At 36.0% G+C, this 19,194-nt stretch carries 13 protein-coding genes, 1 other RNA gene and 1 pseudogene; all 15 read right to left on the bottom strand.

What is annotated here, in order from left to right:
- Positions 1-137, bottom strand: a pseudogene (locus QQZ16_RS00005) (IS256 family transposase); the annotation flags it as partial.
- Between the two features lie 347 nt (positions 138-484).
- Positions 485-1,699: a TniB family NTP-binding protein gene (locus tag QQZ16_RS00010; RefSeq protein ID WP_284560937.1), complete on the bottom strand. Its 1,215-nt coding sequence runs from the start codon at positions 1,697-1,699 to the stop codon at positions 485-487.
- Complete coding sequence (locus QQZ16_RS00015) at positions 1,700-4,330, bottom strand: TnsA endonuclease N-terminal domain-containing protein (protein ID WP_284560938.1); 2,631 nt, start codon at positions 4,328-4,330, stop codon at positions 1,700-1,702. It abuts the gene before it with no gap.
- A complete protein-coding gene (locus QQZ16_RS00020) occupies positions 4,317-5,681 on the bottom strand; it encodes a TniQ family protein (protein ID WP_048717262.1) in 1,365 nt (454 codons plus the stop codon). The genes QQZ16_RS00015 and QQZ16_RS00020 overlap by 14 nt, the downstream gene beginning before the upstream one ends.
- A 650-nt stretch (positions 5,682-6,331) precedes the next feature.
- Positions 6,332-6,667: a transfer-messenger RNA gene (ssrA, locus tag QQZ16_RS00025) on the bottom strand.
- A gap of 172 nt (positions 6,668-6,839) precedes the next feature.
- The gene (smpB, locus tag QQZ16_RS00030; RefSeq protein WP_031539863.1) at positions 6,840-7,307 is read right to left on the bottom strand and encodes an SsrA-binding protein SmpB; all 468 of its coding nucleotides are present in this window, start codon (positions 7,305-7,307) and stop codon (positions 6,840-6,842) included.
- Positions 7,308-7,431: 124 nt separating this feature from the next.
- Positions 7,432-9,723, bottom strand: a complete 2,292-nt coding sequence (rnr, locus tag QQZ16_RS00035; RefSeq protein WP_396953895.1) for a ribonuclease R — start codon at positions 9,721-9,723, stop codon at positions 7,432-7,434.
- Between the two features lie 66 nt (positions 9,724-9,789).
- Entirely contained in the window at positions 9,790-10,533 is a 744-nt protein-coding gene (locus QQZ16_RS00040) for an alpha/beta hydrolase (protein ID WP_031539861.1), read from the bottom strand.
- Positions 10,534-10,774: 241 nt separating this feature from the next.
- The gene (secG, locus tag QQZ16_RS00045) at positions 10,775-11,008 is read right to left on the bottom strand and encodes a preprotein translocase subunit SecG (RefSeq protein WP_031540682.1); all 234 of its coding nucleotides are present in this window, start codon (positions 11,006-11,008) and stop codon (positions 10,775-10,777) included.
- Between the two features lie 802 nt (positions 11,009-11,810).
- Complete coding sequence (gene eno, locus QQZ16_RS00050; protein ID WP_284560939.1) at positions 11,811-13,106, bottom strand: phosphopyruvate hydratase; 1,296 nt, start codon at positions 13,104-13,106, stop codon at positions 11,811-11,813.
- A 27-nt stretch (positions 13,107-13,133) separates the two neighbouring features.
- Entirely contained in the window at positions 13,134-14,669 is a 1,536-nt protein-coding gene (gpmI, locus tag QQZ16_RS00055; RefSeq protein ID WP_016203860.1) for a 2,3-bisphosphoglycerate-independent phosphoglycerate mutase, read from the bottom strand.
- Positions 14,662-15,423 carry a triose-phosphate isomerase gene (tpiA, locus tag QQZ16_RS00060; protein ID WP_284560940.1) on the bottom strand — a complete coding sequence of 254 codons (762 nt, stop codon included), beginning with the start codon at positions 15,421-15,423 and terminating at the stop codon, positions 14,662-14,664. Before tpiA ends, gpmI begins: the two co-directional genes overlap by 8 nt.
- Positions 15,424-15,457: 34 nt before the next feature.
- Positions 15,458-16,642: a phosphoglycerate kinase gene (locus QQZ16_RS00065; RefSeq protein ID WP_284560941.1), complete on the bottom strand. Its 1,185-nt coding sequence runs from the start codon at positions 16,640-16,642 to the stop codon at positions 15,458-15,460.
- A gap of 112 nt (positions 16,643-16,754) precedes the next feature.
- Positions 16,755-17,765 carry a type I glyceraldehyde-3-phosphate dehydrogenase gene (gene gap / locus QQZ16_RS00070; RefSeq protein WP_047943784.1) on the bottom strand — a complete coding sequence of 337 codons (1,011 nt, stop codon included), beginning with the start codon at positions 17,763-17,765 and terminating at the stop codon, positions 16,755-16,757.
- A gap of 54 nt (positions 17,766-17,819) precedes the next feature.
- Positions 17,820-18,836: a sugar-binding transcriptional regulator gene (locus QQZ16_RS00075; protein WP_031540676.1), complete on the bottom strand. Its 1,017-nt coding sequence runs from the start codon at positions 18,834-18,836 to the stop codon at positions 17,820-17,822.
- Positions 18,837-19,194 lie beyond the last annotated feature (358 nt).

Here is a 19,194-nt window from a genome sequence, read left to right on the forward strand (position 1 = left end):
TTTTCATAATCTAGAAATTCCGTTAACTCTGTCACAAGTAGCGAGTTGATCGCCATTTCCAAGTGCGAACGAAAAACCTCGGTAATATCTTGTTTTTTTACTAGTGCATCGATAATTTCTGTTGTAAACTGATTCATAGGGAAGACCTCTTTTCTAGGATTGGTTGTGGTGACTTAATTCTACCAAGAGAAGGTCTTCCTTTTTACATGGAAATTTTCATTTACACAAAATATTTTATACTCTCCCCGATGCTTATCGGTTCTATATTATTATACAATACTGTTCTTGATGATAAAAAATCACCTAATGGATTTTCACTTTTTCTTAAACTTTCTATTAGAGAATTCATTACTCTTGTCCCCCAAAATCAATGCTTTTAAATAAATTAAGTTTTTAACAACTTAATCATTTTCTTCTATTTGAAAAAGATATTAATAATTGAGTGAAAAAACATGATATTCACTCAATTATTATATATATATATTCATTTTTCACCTATAGAGTTTTCTTTCGCTATTTCGCTAAAATCGGATTCATCTTCCCTTACTGTCCCAACTTGATCCCTATGCGGATTACGTTGACCTGGCTTTGAACGTTTATGCTTACCTTTGTCAGTACTCTTATCATCTTCCTTCTTTTGAGAACCACTCTTTTTAACAGATCCATACAAGATTTCCTGCAACTCTATCCTATCTTCCTCTTTTTCTATGAAATCACTTTCACCTTTAATAGCTTCTCTAGCTAAAGTAAGAATCTTCTTTTGATTTAATGAATTTCTCTCTAAATGTTCGATTGTTATTGTTTTATCACTTGAACTCAATGCGTCTGATAGCGCCCTTTCTAACCACTGTTTAAGAAGTCCTATACAGCCAATACTAAAGTTATACAAATATTGAGTATGATCAAGAAAATTCGGCTCTTCTTCTACAGGAATAACCTTCTGCAGAGTATACACTACACTCTTAAAGAATTTTGCATCTTCTCTATTTCTTACATCGTATCGAGGGAAATGTACCTCCTTAACACGACTGGTTAATTGCCCATCCAAATTAATAACCTGATTTAAATCATAAGTCCCAAACATGACAAACTTTGAGCTAGTCATATTCGAAAGAGATTTAATAGAATTAAATTGTACGTTGAGTGCTTCACTACCTCCTCCAACTTTAAAAAAATGTTGTGCCTCATCGATCAAGAAAGCCCTAGTTTTTCTATTACGAAACGCAGATTCTATAGATATCCTTAATTCTGGCGCAGTATCTTTCCTAAAGGGCTTTAAATACTTCTTTGGTTCTTTTCTTATAATTTCATTTTCAATGTCAATCTTTTCATCTATTAACGGATCTTTTAATGCAGTTAGCACTCGAAAATAAAAATCCTTCCAATTAAACCTTGATAAATCTGGATTTGGTAACTCCATCCCTGAAATAGGAATTATTCCTGGATTTAATCTTATTTCTTCCTCCATATTTTTAAGATATTCAAAAATAAGTTCCCCAACCAATCTAGATTTTCCAATTCTAGATGGACCAATAACCATTATGATATTGTAATCACTAGAATTTATCTCTTTTATAACTTCATCCTTTACTTTAGTAAACTTTGGATGTTGTATAGTGTATTCCTTAAAGAATTTTACCCTCTCTTCCTTTGATTTTTTCAATAAATCTACATCAAACATTCTCGCTGTTTCATGCAATTAATTATCCCTCCCCAAAAACACTAAATCCATATCATCATCAAAAAAATTAACATCAGTTTTATCCGGCCTTTTGTTAAGCATATCATCGTTCTTCCCAGTTCCTTCTATCAATGTTAATTGGACCGCATCAATGCTTTTACCCTGCTTTTCCAATAATAAACGGTTTTCTATTTCTTCAGATTCAAGAATAAATTCCGCAATCATTTTCGCTGTAATTGAACTGTTTTTTTCAAATTCTTTTCTCTTGTGACGAAGCTCCTCTGTAATCAGTTTTATCTGTTTTTCTGTCTTTCCATTTACAATGGAATAATACTCAGAATAGCATTTTTCCCATCGTTTATTTACATAAGCGTATGCAACACCTATATTAAATGGATCGTAACGAACTTCTACCATACTATTTTCAATCTCTCTATTACGAAACTTGTCATTCGAGTAATAATAGTAGTTCAATTTAATACCTTTGCCCGGATGAACCTTACGGTGTCTTGGTTTAGGAGATGGTAATGTTAGAATGATAAACTCTTCATTGTAAGGTATAAGTCTAGTAAATCGTTTGCCTGTTGATGCTATTAAATGATTAAATGCATCCTTAGGAGTCATAAAATGTGCTGGATGTTCACGGATATCATAAACTTCGTCTATCCAATTTTCTAACCTTTCTGTCAATAGTTCCAAGTTCCAAACTGCATGATTCTTAGGATTCACCTGTTTAGTTACTTGACGTACATTTTTCATCACCTGAGTATTTCCAAGTAGATTATGGATTAACAGTTTATTTGCGATACCAAATAGACGCTCGACTACGCTACCAAACCTAGCCTTTGCAGCGGGTCTGGTTTTCTTTTCAACTTCATACATTGCAAGTAGTGACTCAAAATAAATGCTGTGAAAATCTCTCCCTCCATCCACGACCAAAGTTTGAGGAAGCCGATTATATTTTCTAACACATTCTCTTATAATCATCATGTTTGAGCTAATACACGGGGAATCAAATGTTAAATAAAAAGCTAAAATTCTCCTTGAAAAAGCATCTGTTAAAAATGTGCACCATGGTTTTTTTGATTTCCCATTTCCAATATCTAATTCAATATCTAGTAGAGTATGATCAATATGAGCGATTTCAAAAGCTCTATCTCCATGTTTTGGTGTGGTGTACTCTAGTGACCAATAAAATTCCTCGTATTTATAGGCGGCACGATCACCTTCTCTACTTTTTGTTAACTCAAAAATACTCCGTTTCCTTATTGCTTCACAAAAGGTTTGGTATGACGCTGGAGGAACTTTGTTGTTTTCACAAAGAGTTTGATATTCTCCATGAACAACTTTTGCAGTTTTTATTTTTATTGATTCATAGCTTTCATTTATAACCTCTTCCATTAACTCAATTGATTTTGTTGGAATTTTTCTATTACGGTTACCTTTGTTTTTATCATTTGGTAATAGTCCAAGGTATCCGTTCCCATATAAATCTTCGGCATCCCTATATGCCTTTATCCAATTTCTTATTGTTCTATCCGTTTCTTTTATTGGTCCTATTTCATCTCCTTGCAAAATCTTTTTAACAATCGAGTATTTTCTGTTTGCTATTTTCAAGTCTGCCTCAGCAGCAGTAGTAATCAATTCTTTGACTTTTTCATCATCTATGTCATCATCTGAATTCAAACCTGTAATATAACCTTCTGAAACATATCTTTCAAACGTTTCTATGGGGACTTCATTATAATCACCAGAATCTGATACCAAAAATAGGTTTTTTATATCATGATTAAGGATTTTCCACTGTATTTCTCCCCACAATATCTTTGAGCCATTTGTGATTTTAACCACGCTTACTTCCTTCTTCTCTCTAGAAGATTCCCAAAGATTTATAAAGCTCCTATTTTGCTCCTTGGTACAATAAATCTTAACAGAACTAGGCTCTACCAATAACGATGTGAAAAGGTCAACGTATAAAATATCTTGAGCAATTAAGATGTTAATATCATCTAAAGTAAAATCTTCACCTGAAGAATCGATCAACTTTTTCAAAGTTATTCCTGGAGAAGCCATTATGTTATTCTTTACAGAAGAAATAACTTCTTCATTTGGTTTTTCGCTCCCTAAATAATCTTTTAAGTAAATTAGATTTCTTTGTAAGGTCCAATTAATATCTTTTGATGAGCCTACTTTAAACTCAATTCCAAGTGATTTACAATATTCCTCTCCTGGTAAATAACGCCAATTACTCTCCTCATCCAAATAATACTTTGCATTTTTCTTTTGTGATAGCTTAATCAATTCATCTTCTGTTTTCCACTCAATCCAATATGCTCTGTCTTTCTCAATTACAAAAAAGTCAGGTGTTTTCCAACCTACTTTGTTTAATTTAATTGAAGGAGGTTGATCATAGAATTCCAATACATTATCATCAAACTCCATCATGTATATTGCAGCCAGCTCAACTTTTGAGCTCTCAAATTGAATGGTTACACCCATTTTTTTACTAGTGAACTCTCCAGGAACATTCCGAGCCCCTCCACCAACAAGGCGTGATGGATCAGATAATCTGATTATTTTTATTTGTTCTATTGCTTCTTCAGACAAATTAAGTTCTTTAGACCATTCGTGAAACTCATTGGAATTCATCACCAATATCTTCACACTCCCCTAAATTACGTTCAAATAGTAAACCTTGTTTACCTAATAAACCCTTCCAGTGAGATTGTAACTCTCTTTCTTTGAGTACACCTGGTTTATTCATAACAAATTCTATCTTCCTCCTACTTGGATAAATTCCCTGCATATATAGGTTTGTGAAAGTAGCTTCAACCTGAATTTTTAAACATAGTATTCTTTGAAGCTTTCTTTCTTCAAGGTATTGCTTATAATGATTTGAGATTTGAACGCAAAGATGGCGAAATTTTCTATAAAGTGTTCTTTTATTTATGCCTACTTTTTTAGCAGCTGCTTCCATTGATATATTTTCCTTATTTTGGATAACTTTTTCTAACTCCTTCTCAACAATGTAATAGTCAACTCTTTTAGGTTTTGATGAAGTATTTATAATTCTTTTCCTTTGTTTAACTATATGAAAATTTTGAATGTTGGTAGTAAGTAATAATTGTTCTATTTCTATATTTAACCTCTGGCATATGTATAATTGATTTTCTAAGGTTGGTTTAACCTTGCCTTTAATCCATCCTACTACCGAACTTCTTGCAAAATTTAATTGTTTACTAAATTCGTTAATACTTCCATCGAATACTTTTTCACAAATAAGATTAAGATTCTTAACAAGAAGTGAGTTCTCGCCTGTATTTATTTTTCCATCATAATTTAACAATGAACAAACATTATCAATTACAAAACCTTGCCAATCCTTATTTTCTTGGCCATATTTCTCTTTTGTTGCACCATCATCTAATTGTCGAAGACAGTGTTGGCAAATACCAACTAACGATTGCCTCCTTAGAATATCCTGTTGCTTAAAGCAAGTTGGACATTTATTTATTAGAAAACATGAATGAATATGGCACATATGGACTAAGTCTATGGACCATATTAAAGGATAATAAACTGTTTTATTATTTTCTTTCCATTCTTTGATACAAAAAGGACACCAAGCTAAGGATTTCTTTAACAGCTCCCTTAAAGGAAATACGTTTTTCCATCTTATTAATGTCAATTTATGTATATCGTCCCTAACTGTTAATTTTTCGATTGCCTTTACCACACTCAAGGAATTTTCCATGTATCCGTTTATCGTTTTCGCACCTTCATAAAATCGATTACCTCCAAAATCACGACTTCTATGAAGATAGTCCTTATCCATACTCGGGATTAGTAATTTATTTACCAAATGACCAACGGATGTATTATGCTCAAACGCAACTCTAGCTAAATAGCTTGTTAAACTTTCAACAAATTCGGAACCAGTACCGATTGGCTCTATATTATATAAAACACTTCTAGGGGTTATAAATAAATGTTCATACATAAGGACCACCTCTATTTAGAGGTAGTATCTCGCTAAGATGGAAAAGTATTCCTCCCCCATTTAATTAAAAAAGCACACATTTGTCCGTAGGGTTGGGAAATGTGCGCTTATCATTAGAAAGGTAATATTCATAATTATTTTAATATTATGTTAAATATGAAAATTAATCAAGGATTTTATGAATTTAATAGACAAAATTCCTTATACTAAGCGTACTTAGCTAATAAAGATTGTTATGCTTTTATATCTTAAATAAAGCATAAAATTTCCTAAAACAAAATAAAGCATAAGCTTTCCAAACGGAAAACTTATGCTTTACGTCACATATAGACAAAATAAAAACCACCAAATATGTATTTGGTGGAGACGGTGGGACGTGCAATTCCATGCTTTCGTCATGGCACTGACTATATCTTGAACCTGTAATATTTAGTTTGGTCCTCTGGCGTCTTATACGAAATATAAATTTACTTTAAAGTAGCATTCCGTATCCTAGTGCTACCAAATTCTTGGCAGCCTATAAGTCGATACACGGCTGTTGAATTACTTCACATACCGCTCGGCATTGCCTTATCACAGTTAATGTGACTTAGGTTTCACCGATAAAGCCAGATTTTCACTTATATGTTACCATACAAGGCGACTAAAATTAATCGAACCCACGTCCAGAAACATCGGCACTTAAGCTTCTACGAGTGTAGTCAACATATTCGCATTTCGCTTATTCTTCTGCCTGTTGACAGGCGTCCGGTAAGCTAGTCTGGTTGTTCTCTTCCTTCTTCCTCAGACGGTGGAATCCGGCGTAGCCCACTCAGTTTGAGTCCCTGACCCTACCACATGGGCGATGGAGGGAGGAACCGCTAAGCGCTATTAAGCAGCTAAAGCGAAGTTGTTTTGTTGTTTGCCAGTTATAGGCTTTGACGTTTTAACGAGGCCGATCCCCTCGACTCGCAACCTAAGCTCGAACTATCCCTGTCGAATCCGTAGCGTCCCCATTATTAGGATAAAATCAAGCAATTGTTACATTACATGATTCCCGCTTTAATAGAAAAGCGTAACGTTTCGGAAGCTCTGAAATAGGAGCTTAAATTTATGTTGTCATATCGACATAAATTATTATAACATAACTATAGCGTATTTCAATTGTAAAGTTTTGGATTACATTTTTTGCCTTTCACGTAAAGCACGTTCGATGCTACGATTTGCTTCTTTACGTTTTAAGGTTTCACGCTTATCATAGTTCTTTTTACCCTTACCTAGACCAATCAAAACCTTTGCATAACCATTTTTAAAATAAATCTTTAGTGGGACTAAAGCATAACCTACTTCTTTTGTCTCCCCAATTAATTTATTGATTTGTTTTCGATGTAATAAAAGTTTTCTTGTTCTTAAAGGGTCATGATTGTATCGGTTTCCTTGCTCATAGGGACTAATATGCATTCCGAGCAGGAATACTTCTCCATTAATAATGCGTGCATATGATTCCTTTAAGTTTACTCTTCCAGCACGAATTGCTTTGATTTCAGTTCCTTGAAGAACAATCCCTGCCTCGTAAGTCTCCTCAATAAAGTAATCATGATTTGCTTTTTTATTCTGTGCAACTAATTTCCCTTCACCTTTTGGCATGCCTCTTCCCCCTACTCTGCCAATAATTTTATCAAAAGAATGTCTATTATACAAACATCCCCTGCACGTGGTTTCCTTTTTCAGATAGAAACCACATGCCATTTAATGCTTAGCAAATTTTTAGTTAACGTCTCTTTTTCTTTCGCTTTGCTTTTGGTGCATTTTCGAAGTGTTTTCGATCATTCTTTCCTTTACGGCGAGATTCTCCAGGTTTTCCTTTTCTATCCGTATCTCTATCTGATTTACCTTTACGTGGTACACGAGACACACTGCCAGTAGAGAATACCTTGCCATCTTTCTTTGGATCTCTGCGGCGTGTTCCCTTCATGCCGACAATTTCAAAGTCAATTGCGCGTTCATCTTTATTTACATTTACAACACGCACCGTAATTTCGTCTCCAATACGGAAGACCTTTCCTGTTCTTTCGCCAATCATGGCAAAATGACGTTCATCATAACGATAGTAGTCATCGGTCATATAACTGACATGGACAAGTCCTTCGATTGTATTTGTAAGCTCTACAAACATTCCAAAATTCGTAACGGAGCTAATAATACCATCATATTCTTCGCCGATTTTATCAAGCATGTACTCTGATTTCTTCAACTCATCTGTTTCACGCTCAGCTTCTACTGATCTTCTTTCCATACTAGAAGAGTGCTCTGCTATTTCTGTTAAGCGGCTATTCCATTTTTCTTGTGTCGCTGAACTGATATCCCCTTCAATTAAATACGTCCGAATCAATCGATGGACGATTAAATCTGGATAACGTCTAATAGGTGAAGTAAAATGCGTATAGAATTCAGTTGATAAACCAAAATGTCCTAAGCTTTCAGGGTAGTATTTCGCTTGTTGCATCGATCGCAGCATTACCGTTGAAATAACCATTTCTTCCGGCGTTCCTTGAACTGCTTCGATAATTTCCTGTAATGCTCTAGGATGGACAGAATTTGCTGTTCCCTTAACAATATAGCCAAAGTTTGTAATAAACTCGAAGAATCTTCTTAGCTTTTCTTCTTTTGGATCTTCGTGAATACGATAGATAAACGGTACCTGCATCCAATGGAAATGTTCCGCAACCGTTTCATTGGCCACAAGCATAAATTCTTCAATTAATTTTTCTGCAACAGATCGTTCTCTTAAAATGACATCCTGTGGCTTTCCATCTTCATCTACGATTACTTTGGATTCTTTAAAATCAAAATCAATGGCACCACGAGTCATCCGTTTTTTGCGAAGGATGGCTGCTAGCTCTTCCATTCGTTCAAACATCGGTACAAGACCTTCATATTTAGCTCTCAATGCTTCATCTTTTTCGTGTAAGATCGAATTCACATCTGCATAGGTCATGCGCTCTGTGGTCTTAATGACGCTTTGGAAAATTTCATGCTTCACTACTTCCCCCTCTGGTGAGATTTCCATCTCACAGGAAAGAGTCAAACGATCTACTTTTGGATTTAAGGAACATATTCCATTTGATAAGCGATGTGGAATCATTGGAATCACACGGTCTACTAAATAAACACTCGTTCCCCTTTCCTCTGCTTCTACATCAATCGGAGAATTTTCTGTTACATAATAAGAAACATCCGCAATATGAACTCCTAGTTTATAATGACCATTTTCTAAAATTGTAACAGTAACCGCATCATCCAAATCTTTTGCGTCTGCGCCATCAATGGTGACAATTGTTTCATTACGCAAATCTCGTCTATTGGCAATTTCCTTTTCATCTATCGTATCTGGAGCACTATTCGCTTGATCTAGTACATTTTCCGGGAAAGCTAGTGGTAATCCATGCTTATGTATTACCGATAAAATATCCACACCTGGGTCATTCTTATGCCCTAGTATTTTGATAACTTCTCCTTCTGCATTCTTTCTGCCTTCTGGATAGGAAGTTAGTTTAACAACTACCTTATGCCCTTCGATAGCTCCTTTTGTACTGCCTTTAGGGATAAAAATATCCGTTGCGATTTTTTTATCATCAGGTATTACAAAGCCAAAATGCTTGCTTTCCGAATATGTACCAACAATTTGCTGTACGCCTCTTTCAATAATTCGGACGATTGTCCCTTCTCTTCTTTGACCAGAACTCTCAGAAGTGACACGAGCTAACACAATATCTCCGTTTAACGCTGTTTTTACTTCATTTGGAGGGATAAAGATATCATCCATCCCTTGTTCTTCTGGAATAACAAATGCAAACCCTTTTGCATGTCCTGCTAGTTTCCCTCGAATAAGGTTCATTTTTTCCGGTAAACCGTAACGATTGCTTCTTGTACGAACGACTAGCCCCTTTTCCTCCATCTGTACAAGTGCCTTTACAAAATCTTTGAAGTGAGAAGAATCCTCTATTCCAAAAGCCTCTTCTAATTCTTGCACCGTTAATGGTTTGTAGGCTTCATCTTTCATATAGGTTAATAACTTCTCGACATTTTCCTTAATTATATCTTCCAAACAAAAAACCTCCTTTGCTTCTCATTCTTTCCAATCTAGTTTTTCTAAAAACTGATAGAAATCTTCAAATACCTGTTCTTTCTCTTTATCATGTGTAATAACATGACTTGAGTTTTCATACCATTTTATGTCTTTGTAAATCGATTCCACTTCTTCATAAATAATATTAGCACTATTTATATCAATCATTTGATCATGTCTGGCCTGTATAACAAATACGGGTGAATAAATAAGGTCAATAGAGTCTCTTACTTCTTTTATAAGATTTTGTAATTCCTTCAGTGTATTCATCGGCTTAAATTGACCCATTTCCTGTTCGATGACTTCTTCTGATTTTTTCTCGCGTTGCTTATAATTGCGAGCGTATTCAAGCACTCCTTCATACATTACTTCTTCACTCTTGATATACATCGGAGCACACATGGTTACGATACCCTTTACAGGTACAGTGTAACCTAATTTAAGGGAAAATACCCCTCCTAAGGATAGTCCGCCAACGGCAATTTCTTCATATCCCATATCCTTTAAATGCTGGTATGCTTCCGTAACATCTTTCCACCAATCTTTCGGTCCAGACTCGACTAATTCTTCTGGCGGAACACCATGACCTTTATATAAAGGAACATAGCATGTATACCCCTTTGTATTTAAATATCTACCTAGCAAACGCACATCAGATGTATTACCTGTAAATCCATGCAATAACAGCACAGCACGTTTATTATCTCCTTTAAATGTTAATGGCTTCTGTTCTACTATTTTCATTAGATAGCGCTCCTTTATCTTATTATTTTCTCCTTCATCCTTATCTATAATTAAAATTACTATGTTAATTAGAAAAAGAACTATCTTTTATTGTAGTAAAAAAGAAATGGAAGAATCCAGTAATATGATTTTTCTTTAGTAAGGTCGTTCCTTCTTTAAATCAACACTTATGTATGATTGTATTCCGAAAAAAAACCTGACCTTTCATGGCCAGGTTTTTTATCTATACCGAATTTCGTTATTATAGATCAAAATAACTAACTGCAATCGTTAATACAAAAAATAGAATTGCTAAAACGATTGTTGCATTGTGAAGGATTAATTCTAAACCACGTGCTTTTTGTTTACCAAATAACTGCTCTGCACCACCAGAAATTGCTCCAGATAGTCCAGCACTCTTACCATTTTGAAGAAGTACTACTACGATTAATGCAATCGCAACGATAATCAATAAAGTAATCAAAACTGTGTGTATCATATCAAACACCTCCATTAAACCCAACCTACATTAGTTTAAATGTATCATATTTTATGTTTTGCCACAATAGTATGTCGCTTTCTTTGTCATAATAATTAGTAGAATATATTTATCCAGCATGAATGTATGGAAGAGTTCTCTTAATTACGCGATAACCTTTGAATAAGAAGCATCTGTTCCCTTTTCCTGCTGGATCTCTTGCTCTCGGGCTCAGAGAACGCTCCTCTGTTACCTTTTCCTGCTGGATCTCTTGTTTTCGGGCTCAGAGAACGCTCCTCTGTTACCTTTTCCTGCTGGATCTCTTGTTTTCGGGCTCAGAGAACGCTCCTCTGTTACCTTTTCCTGCTGAATCTCTTGTTTTCGGGCTCAGAGAACGCTCCTCTGTTACCTTTTCCTGCTGGATTTTTTGTATTCGGGCACTGAGAACGTTCCTCTGTTCCCTTTTCTTGTTGGATCTCTTGTTTTCGGGCTCAGAGAACGCTCCTCTGTTACCTTTTCTTGCTGAATCTCTTGTTTTCGGGCTCAGAGAACGTTCCTCTGTTACCTTTTCTTGCTGAATCTCTTGTTTTCGGGCTCAGAGAACGCTCCTCTGTTACCTTTTCCTGCTGGATCTCTTGTTTTCGGGCTCAGAGAACGCTCCTCTGTTCCCTTTTCCTGCTGGATCTCTTGTTTTCGGGCACTGAGAAATGATGCGGCTCCTCTTCTCCCTATTCTTTCACAATTATTAAAAAGCACCCTAGCTTATAGGAAATCTCCTAAAGCTAGGGTGCTTATCAAGTTAAGGAAAGCTTAACTTCTATTATTTCTTAAGGTTATAGAAAGATTTAAGACCATCGTATACTGCTAACTCGCCAAGCTCGTCTTCGATGCGAAGAAGTTGGTTGTATTTAGCAATACGGTCTGTACGAGATAATGAACCAGTTTTGATTTGGCCAGCGTTAGTAGCAACAGCGATGTCAGCGATTGTAGCATCTTCTGTTTCACCAGAACGGTGAGAAACAACAGCTGTGTAACCAGCACGTTTAGCCATTTCGATAGCTTCGAATGTTTCAGTTAAAGTACCAATTTGGTTAACTTTGATAAGGATTGAGTTAGCAATACCTTTTTCGATACCTTCAGCTAATTTTTTAGTGTTTGTAACGAATAAATCATCACCAACTAATTGTACTTTAGAACCGATACGGTCTGTTAATAATTTATGACCTTCCCAGTCGTTTTCATCTAATCCATCTTCAATAGATAGGATTGGGAATTCGTTAACTAACTCTTCGTAGAAAGATACTAATTCTTCAGAAGTTAAACCATTACGGCCTTCTCCAGCAAGATCATATTTTCCAGTTTCTTTGTTAAAGAATTCAGAAGAAGCAACGTCCATTCCTAAGAATACATCTTTGCCTGGCTCATAACCAGCTTTTTTGATTGCTTCGATGATTACTTCTAATGCTTCACGGTTCGAACCAAGGTTTGGAGCGAATCCACCTTCATCACCTACAGCAGTGTTTAAACCTTTTGCATGTAAAACAGCTTTTAATGCATGGAATACTTCAGCACCCATACGTAGAGCTTCTTTGAAAGTTGGAGCTCCTACTGGCAAGATCATGAATTCTTGGAAATCAACGTTGTTATCAGCATGTGAACCACCGTTGATGATGTTCATCATTGGAGTTGGTAATTGTTTTGCATTGAATCCACCAAGGTAACGGTATAAAGGTAATCCTACTACTTCAGCAGCAGCATGTGCAGCAGCCATAGATACACCAAGGATTGCGTTAGCACCTAATTTACCTTTGTTTTCTGTTCCATCAAGCTCGATCATTGTTCTGTCGATTCCAACTTGATCAGTAACGTCCATACCGATAATTGCTTCAGCAATTACTTCGTTTACGTTTTCTACTGCTTTAAGAACACCTTTACCAAGGTAACGAGATTTGTCACCATCACGTAATTCAACTGCTTCGTATTCACCAGTTGAAGCACCAGATGGAACTAGTGCGCGACCAAAGAATCCTGATTCAGTTAATACTTCTACTTCTACTGTTGGGTTACCACGTGAATCTAATACTTCACGAGCATAAACTTGTTGAATATAAGGCATATTTATTCTCTCCTTTAATTTTATTACTTATTTTTTAATAATAGATGTTCCAGTCATTTCTGCTGGTTTATCAAGTCCTAATAAATCTAACATAGTAGGAGCAAGATCTCCTAAAATACCATCTGTACGTAATTCAGCATTTTTATCTGTTACGATTACAGGAACTGGATTTGTTGTATGTGCTGTCATCGGTGTTCCATCAAGTGTTACCACTTCATCTGAATTACCATGGTCAGCTGTGATAATTGCTTTACCACCTTTTTGTTCAATTAAAGTGATAATTTTTCCTAAACATTCATCAACTGTTTCAATCGCTTTGATTGTTGGCTCAAGCATTCCGGAGTGCCCAACCATATCAGGATTAGCGAAGTTTAGAATGATTGCATCAAAATTATCTGCTTCAATTTCCTTCAATAGTGCATCTGTTACTTCATACGCACTCATTTCAGGTTTTAAATCATAAGTTGCCACTTTTGGTGAATTGATTAAGATACGTTTTTCACCAGGGAACTCTGCTTCACGTCCACCGCTCATAAAGAAAGTAACATGTGGATACTTTTCTGTTTCAGCGATACGAAGTTGAGTCAACCCATTTTGTGAAAGGACTTCACCTAATGTGTTATCCAAGTTTGTTGGCTTGAATGCAACATACCCATTTACTGTTTCACTAAAATGAGTTAAACATACAAAGTAAAGATTTTTTGGATGTTTTTCTCCACGATCGAATGAACGGAAGTCTTCATTTGTGAAAGTATTAGAAATTTGGATCGCACGGTCTGGACGGAAGTTATAGAAAATAACCGCATCTTCATCTTTAATTGTCGCAACAGGCTCACCGTTTTCTTTTGTGATTACGGATGGAAGTACGAACTCATCAAAGATTCCGTTATTGTAGTTATCTTCTACTACTTGTAATGGATCAGAATATACTGGTCCTTCTCCATATACCATTGCACGATATGATTTTTCTACACGATCCCAACGTTTATCTCTATCCATTGAATAGTAGCGTCCAGAAATCGTAGCAAATTCACCTACACCGTATTCAGCGATTTTTTCTTGTGTAGCTTTAATGTATTTTTCAGCAGTCTTTTGACCGACGTCTCGGCCATCTAAGATTCCATGAATATATACATTTTCGATTCCTTCTTCTTTTGCTAGACGAAGAAGTGCATACATATGTTCAATATGGCTATGAACTCCACCATCAGATAATAATCCAAATAGGTGTAGATTTTTGCCTTTTTCTTTTACATGCTTCATTGCATTAACGAAAGTTTCGTTTTTGTAAAATTCGCCTTCTCTGATAGAAACATTTACTCTAGTCAAACTTTGATATACGATCCGGCCGGCACCGATATTCAAATGTCCAACTTCAGAGTTACCCATTTGTCCTTCTGGAAGACCAACAGCTTCCCCACTAGCTACTAAAGTAGCATGAGGATAAGCGTTCCAATATTTATCGAAATTAGGCTTATTTGCTTGTGCTACTGCATTTCCCATGCGTTCGCTTCTTAAAGCAAAACCATCTAAAATGATTAAAGCTACTGGAGATTTACTCATTCTTACCTGCCTCCAATAAAGCTAAAAAGCTTTGAGCCTCTAGGCTAGCTCCACCTACTAATGCTCCGTCAATATCTGGCTGTGCCATATATTCTTTAATGTTCTCAGGCTTAACGCTACCGCCGTATTGAATACGGATGTGTTCAGCAACTTCTGGAGAGAATTGCTCACTTACTACTTTACGGATATGTGCACATACTTCGTTTGCATCTGCAGAAGTAGAAGATTTACCAGTTCCAATTGCCCAGATTGGCTCATATGCAACAACTGTTGCTTTTGCTTGTTCTGGAGTTAAGCCGTTAAGCGCTTTTGTTACTTGAGATGCAACGAAATCATTTGTTTCGCCGTTTTCTCTTTGCTCAAGTGTTTCACCACAGCAAACGATTGGAGTTAAGCCATTTTCAAAAGCAGCAAGTGTCTTTTTGTTAACAGACTCGTCTGTTTCGTTAAAGAACTCACGACGCTCTGAATGACCAAGCACTACATATTTAGCACCGATATTTTCTAATGCAACTGGGCTGATTTCGCCAGTAAATGCACCACTTTTTTCGAAATGCATGTTTTGAGCACCGATTTTTACATCTGTGCCATCCGTTAATTCTACTAATTGTCCTAAAAATAACGCAGGAGCACATACAACTGTATCCACTTTTTCACTTGATGGAACAGAAGCTTTTACTTCTAAAATGAACTCAGTCGCTTCAGGAAGTGTTTTGTTCATTTTCCAGTTACCTGCAATAATTGGCTTGCGCATTGTTTACATCCTTTCGTGCATATCTATAAAGATATTATTTGTCGTTTAAAGCCACTACTCCTGGAAGTTCTTTACCTTCCATAAATTCTAATGAAGCACCGCCACCAGTAGAAATATGACTCATTTTATTAGCTAAATCGAATTTCTCAACTGCTGCTGCAGAATCTCCACCACCGATTACGGAATATGTATCTTGAGATTCAGCAAGTACTTCTGCAACTGCTTTTGTACCTTTAGCGAAAGCATCTAATTCAAATACACCCATTGGTCCGTTCCAAATAACTAATTTAGAACTCTTAATAACATCTGCATAAATTTCACGTGTTTTAGGACCAATATCTAATGCTTCCCATTCAGCTGGAATTTCTTCAATAGAAACTGTTTTGATGTTAGCATCGTTAGAGAAATCATCTGCAACTGTAACATCAACAGGCATATAAAACTTAACGCCCTTTTCTTTTGCTTTTTCCATATATGATTTAGCAAGATCGATTTTGTCTTCTTCTAATAATGATTGACCAACTTCATGACCAAGTGCTTTAACGAAAGTATAAGCTAAGCCTCCGCCTATGATTAAGTTATCAACTTTTTCTAGAAGGTTTTCAATTACTCCAATTTTATCCTTAACTTTTGCTCCACCAATAATAGCAGTGAATGGGCGATCAGGATTGGATAAAGCTTTACCAAGAACATCTAGTTCTTTTTGCATTAATAATCCAGATACAGCTGGAATATGATGAGCAATTCCTTCTGTTGAAGCATGGGCACGGTGTGCAGCACCAAATGCATCATTTACAAATACATCTGCAAGCTCTGCATATTGTTTTGCTAACTCTGCATCATTTTTTTCTTCTCCAGCATTGAAACGTACGTTTTCAAGAAGGATTACATCTCCTTCTGAAAGCTTGCTGATTTGTGCTTTAACAGCTTCACCGTATGATTCATCAGCTTTTACAACTTCTTTACCTAGTATTTCAGAAAGACGTTTTGCAACAGGAGTTAAACGTAACTCTTCTACAACTTCACCTTTTGGACGTCCTAAGTGGCTTGCAAGAATAACAATTGCTCCACTTTCTACTAAACCGTTAATAGTTGGAAGTGCAGCTTGAATTCTTGTTTCATCAGTGATTTGTTGATCTTTCATTGGTACGTTAAAGTCAACGCGAACAAAAGCTTTTTTCCCTTTTAAATCGATATCACGAATTGTTTTCTTATTCATTATAGGTACCCTCCACTGCATATTTTTAAAATAGCGGAAACAAAAGTTGTTTCCGCTGTTAGATTAAAGGGGGTGCTTATTAACTCGCACATATTTCCATTGAAAAGGGAAATTATTTTGTTGCAAGTTGTGCAAAGTGCTTAACAGTTCTTACTAATTGGTTAGTGTAAGACATTTCGTTATCATACCAAGCAACAGTTTTAACAAGTTGTTGATCACCAACAGTGATTACTTTTGTTTGAGTTGCATCGAATAATGAACCATAGCTAATTCCGATAATGTCAGAAGATACAAGCTCTTCTTCTGTGTAACCGAAAGATTCGTTAGCAGCTTCTTTCATTGCAGCGTTGATTTCTTCAACAGTAACTTTTTTGTCAAGAACAGTTACAAGCTCTGTTAATGAACCAGTTTTAACTGGAACACGTTGAGCAGCACCGTCTAATTTACCTTGAAGTTCAGGTAATACTAAACCGATTGCTTTAGCAGCACCAGTTGAGTTAGGAATAATGTTTTCAGCAGCTGCACGCGCACGACGGAAGTCACCTTTTGGATGTGGAGCATCTAAAGTGTTTTGGTCGCCAGTGTAAGCGTGAATTGTAGTCATTAAACCAGATACGATACCATATTTATTTTGAAGAACTTGTGCCATAGGAGCAAGACAGTTAGTAGTACAAGAAGCACCAGAGATAACTGTTTCAGTTCCATCAAGAACGTCATGGTTTACATTGTAAACAACTGTTTTCATTTCGCCAGTTGCTGGAGCAGAAATAACTACATTTTTAGCACCTGCTTGAATGTGAGCTTCTGCTTTTTCTTTAGTTGTGAAGAAACCAGTAGATTCGATAACTGTATCTACACCTAGTTCTCCCCATTTAAGGTCAGCTGGATTTCTTTCAGCAGTTGTAACAACTTTTTGACCGTTTACTAAGAAGTAGCCTTCATGTACTTCGATTTCACCTTGGAAAGTTCCTTGAGATGAATCATATTTTAAAAGATGTGCTAGCATTTTAGTGTCAGTTAAATCATTGATTGCAACCACTTCTAATTCTGGGTTTTCCATGATTTTTCTGAATGCTAAACGTCCGATACGTCCAAAACCGTTAATACCTACTTTTACTGTCATTATAAATTTCCTCCTCTAATTTTAAGAGTATTAAATATATAAAGGGATTTCCCATTATATCAATTTTTTTGCGGCTCCTTCATCTGTTATTAAAATAGTTGAAGTTGGTGCTTCTTTTAAATAAGCACGTATAGCCTTTGATTTAGATGCTCCACCAGCTACAGCGATAATATTAGGTACGGAAGATAAATCTTCTAGTCTAAGGCCAATTGTTTGGACCTTATGGACAACCTCTCCCTCTTCATTGAAGTAATACCCAAATGCCTCACCAACGGCTTCCGCATTCTTAATCTTTTCTAGATCGCTTTTAGTTGTATTTCTACGATTCGCCATCGTAAGCGCCTCGCCTATACCATGAACTAAAAGGTTTGCTGAACGTATAAGTTTTAATACTTCACTTATACGAGGGTCGTTAGAAATGCTTTTGTACATCTCTTCACTGACCTCATCTGGAGCGTATAACACTCGATGTTTTGAAGCAGTATGGTCTGCCATCATGGAACAAATTGTATTTGCCTGATTTTTGACATCTTCTCCTATTCCACCACGAGCAGGAACAAATAATAATTCGCCATCTGCAACACTTGGTGTTAGAGCATCAGCAACAGAAGACATAGTAGTCCCACCAGTAACTGCGATGATATTATTTCCCTTTAGGAGAGATTTCATACAATTTGCTGTCGCAAGTCCTAATTCTTTTTTTACCCATGGAGAATGATCACTGTCTCCCGCAACGATAATTACCTTACTGATGCCAAGTTTTCGTTGCAGTAGCTGCTCCATTTCGTTAATACCCGTTACTTCTCTCATTACACTAGAAAGACTTTCCAATACTTCTTCCCCTTTTAAAGTGACTGTCATGCCGATGTTTGAAATATGTATAAGCTGCTGATCTTTTAAAAACTCGACTTCACTTCTCAAGACTCTTTCGGTCAGTCCTAGGCTCACTGCCAGACTTCTTCTTCCGACAGGCTGCATATTCTTAATGTATTGCAGAATATAGTACCTTTTTTGCATAACTGTAAGTAAATCAGGTAATAATCTTTTTTGAATCTCAATAAATGAAACCATGCTTGATGCGCTCCTTCACTTACAGTGGTCGCAAGAAGTCCCACATAGACATTTTTCGTCCCGGGTACTACAAAAAAAATAACTTCCCTGCTACAAGAACAATTCTAACACCAGTATAGTATGAATTCAACTGATATGTGTCTATTTTTTGTAAAATTTGACGAAAAAGTGTCGTTCTTTCTTTTCTTACTATTTGGAAAAAATGAATAATTATTCCCTTAATTTTTAATTGTTTTTTTGAAAAAGGAAAATGGTGTTTGAATGAATATATTAAGCAAGTATTAATAACTAAAAAGAGGAATTTTGATATTTGAATACTTTACATGAAAACCTTTCTTTAAACAGTAGTCTTTATAGA

The organism is Bacillus sp. T2.9-1 (assembly GCF_950097965.1).
GTDB lineage: Bacteria > Bacillota > Bacilli > Bacillales > Cytobacillaceae > Niallia > Niallia hominis.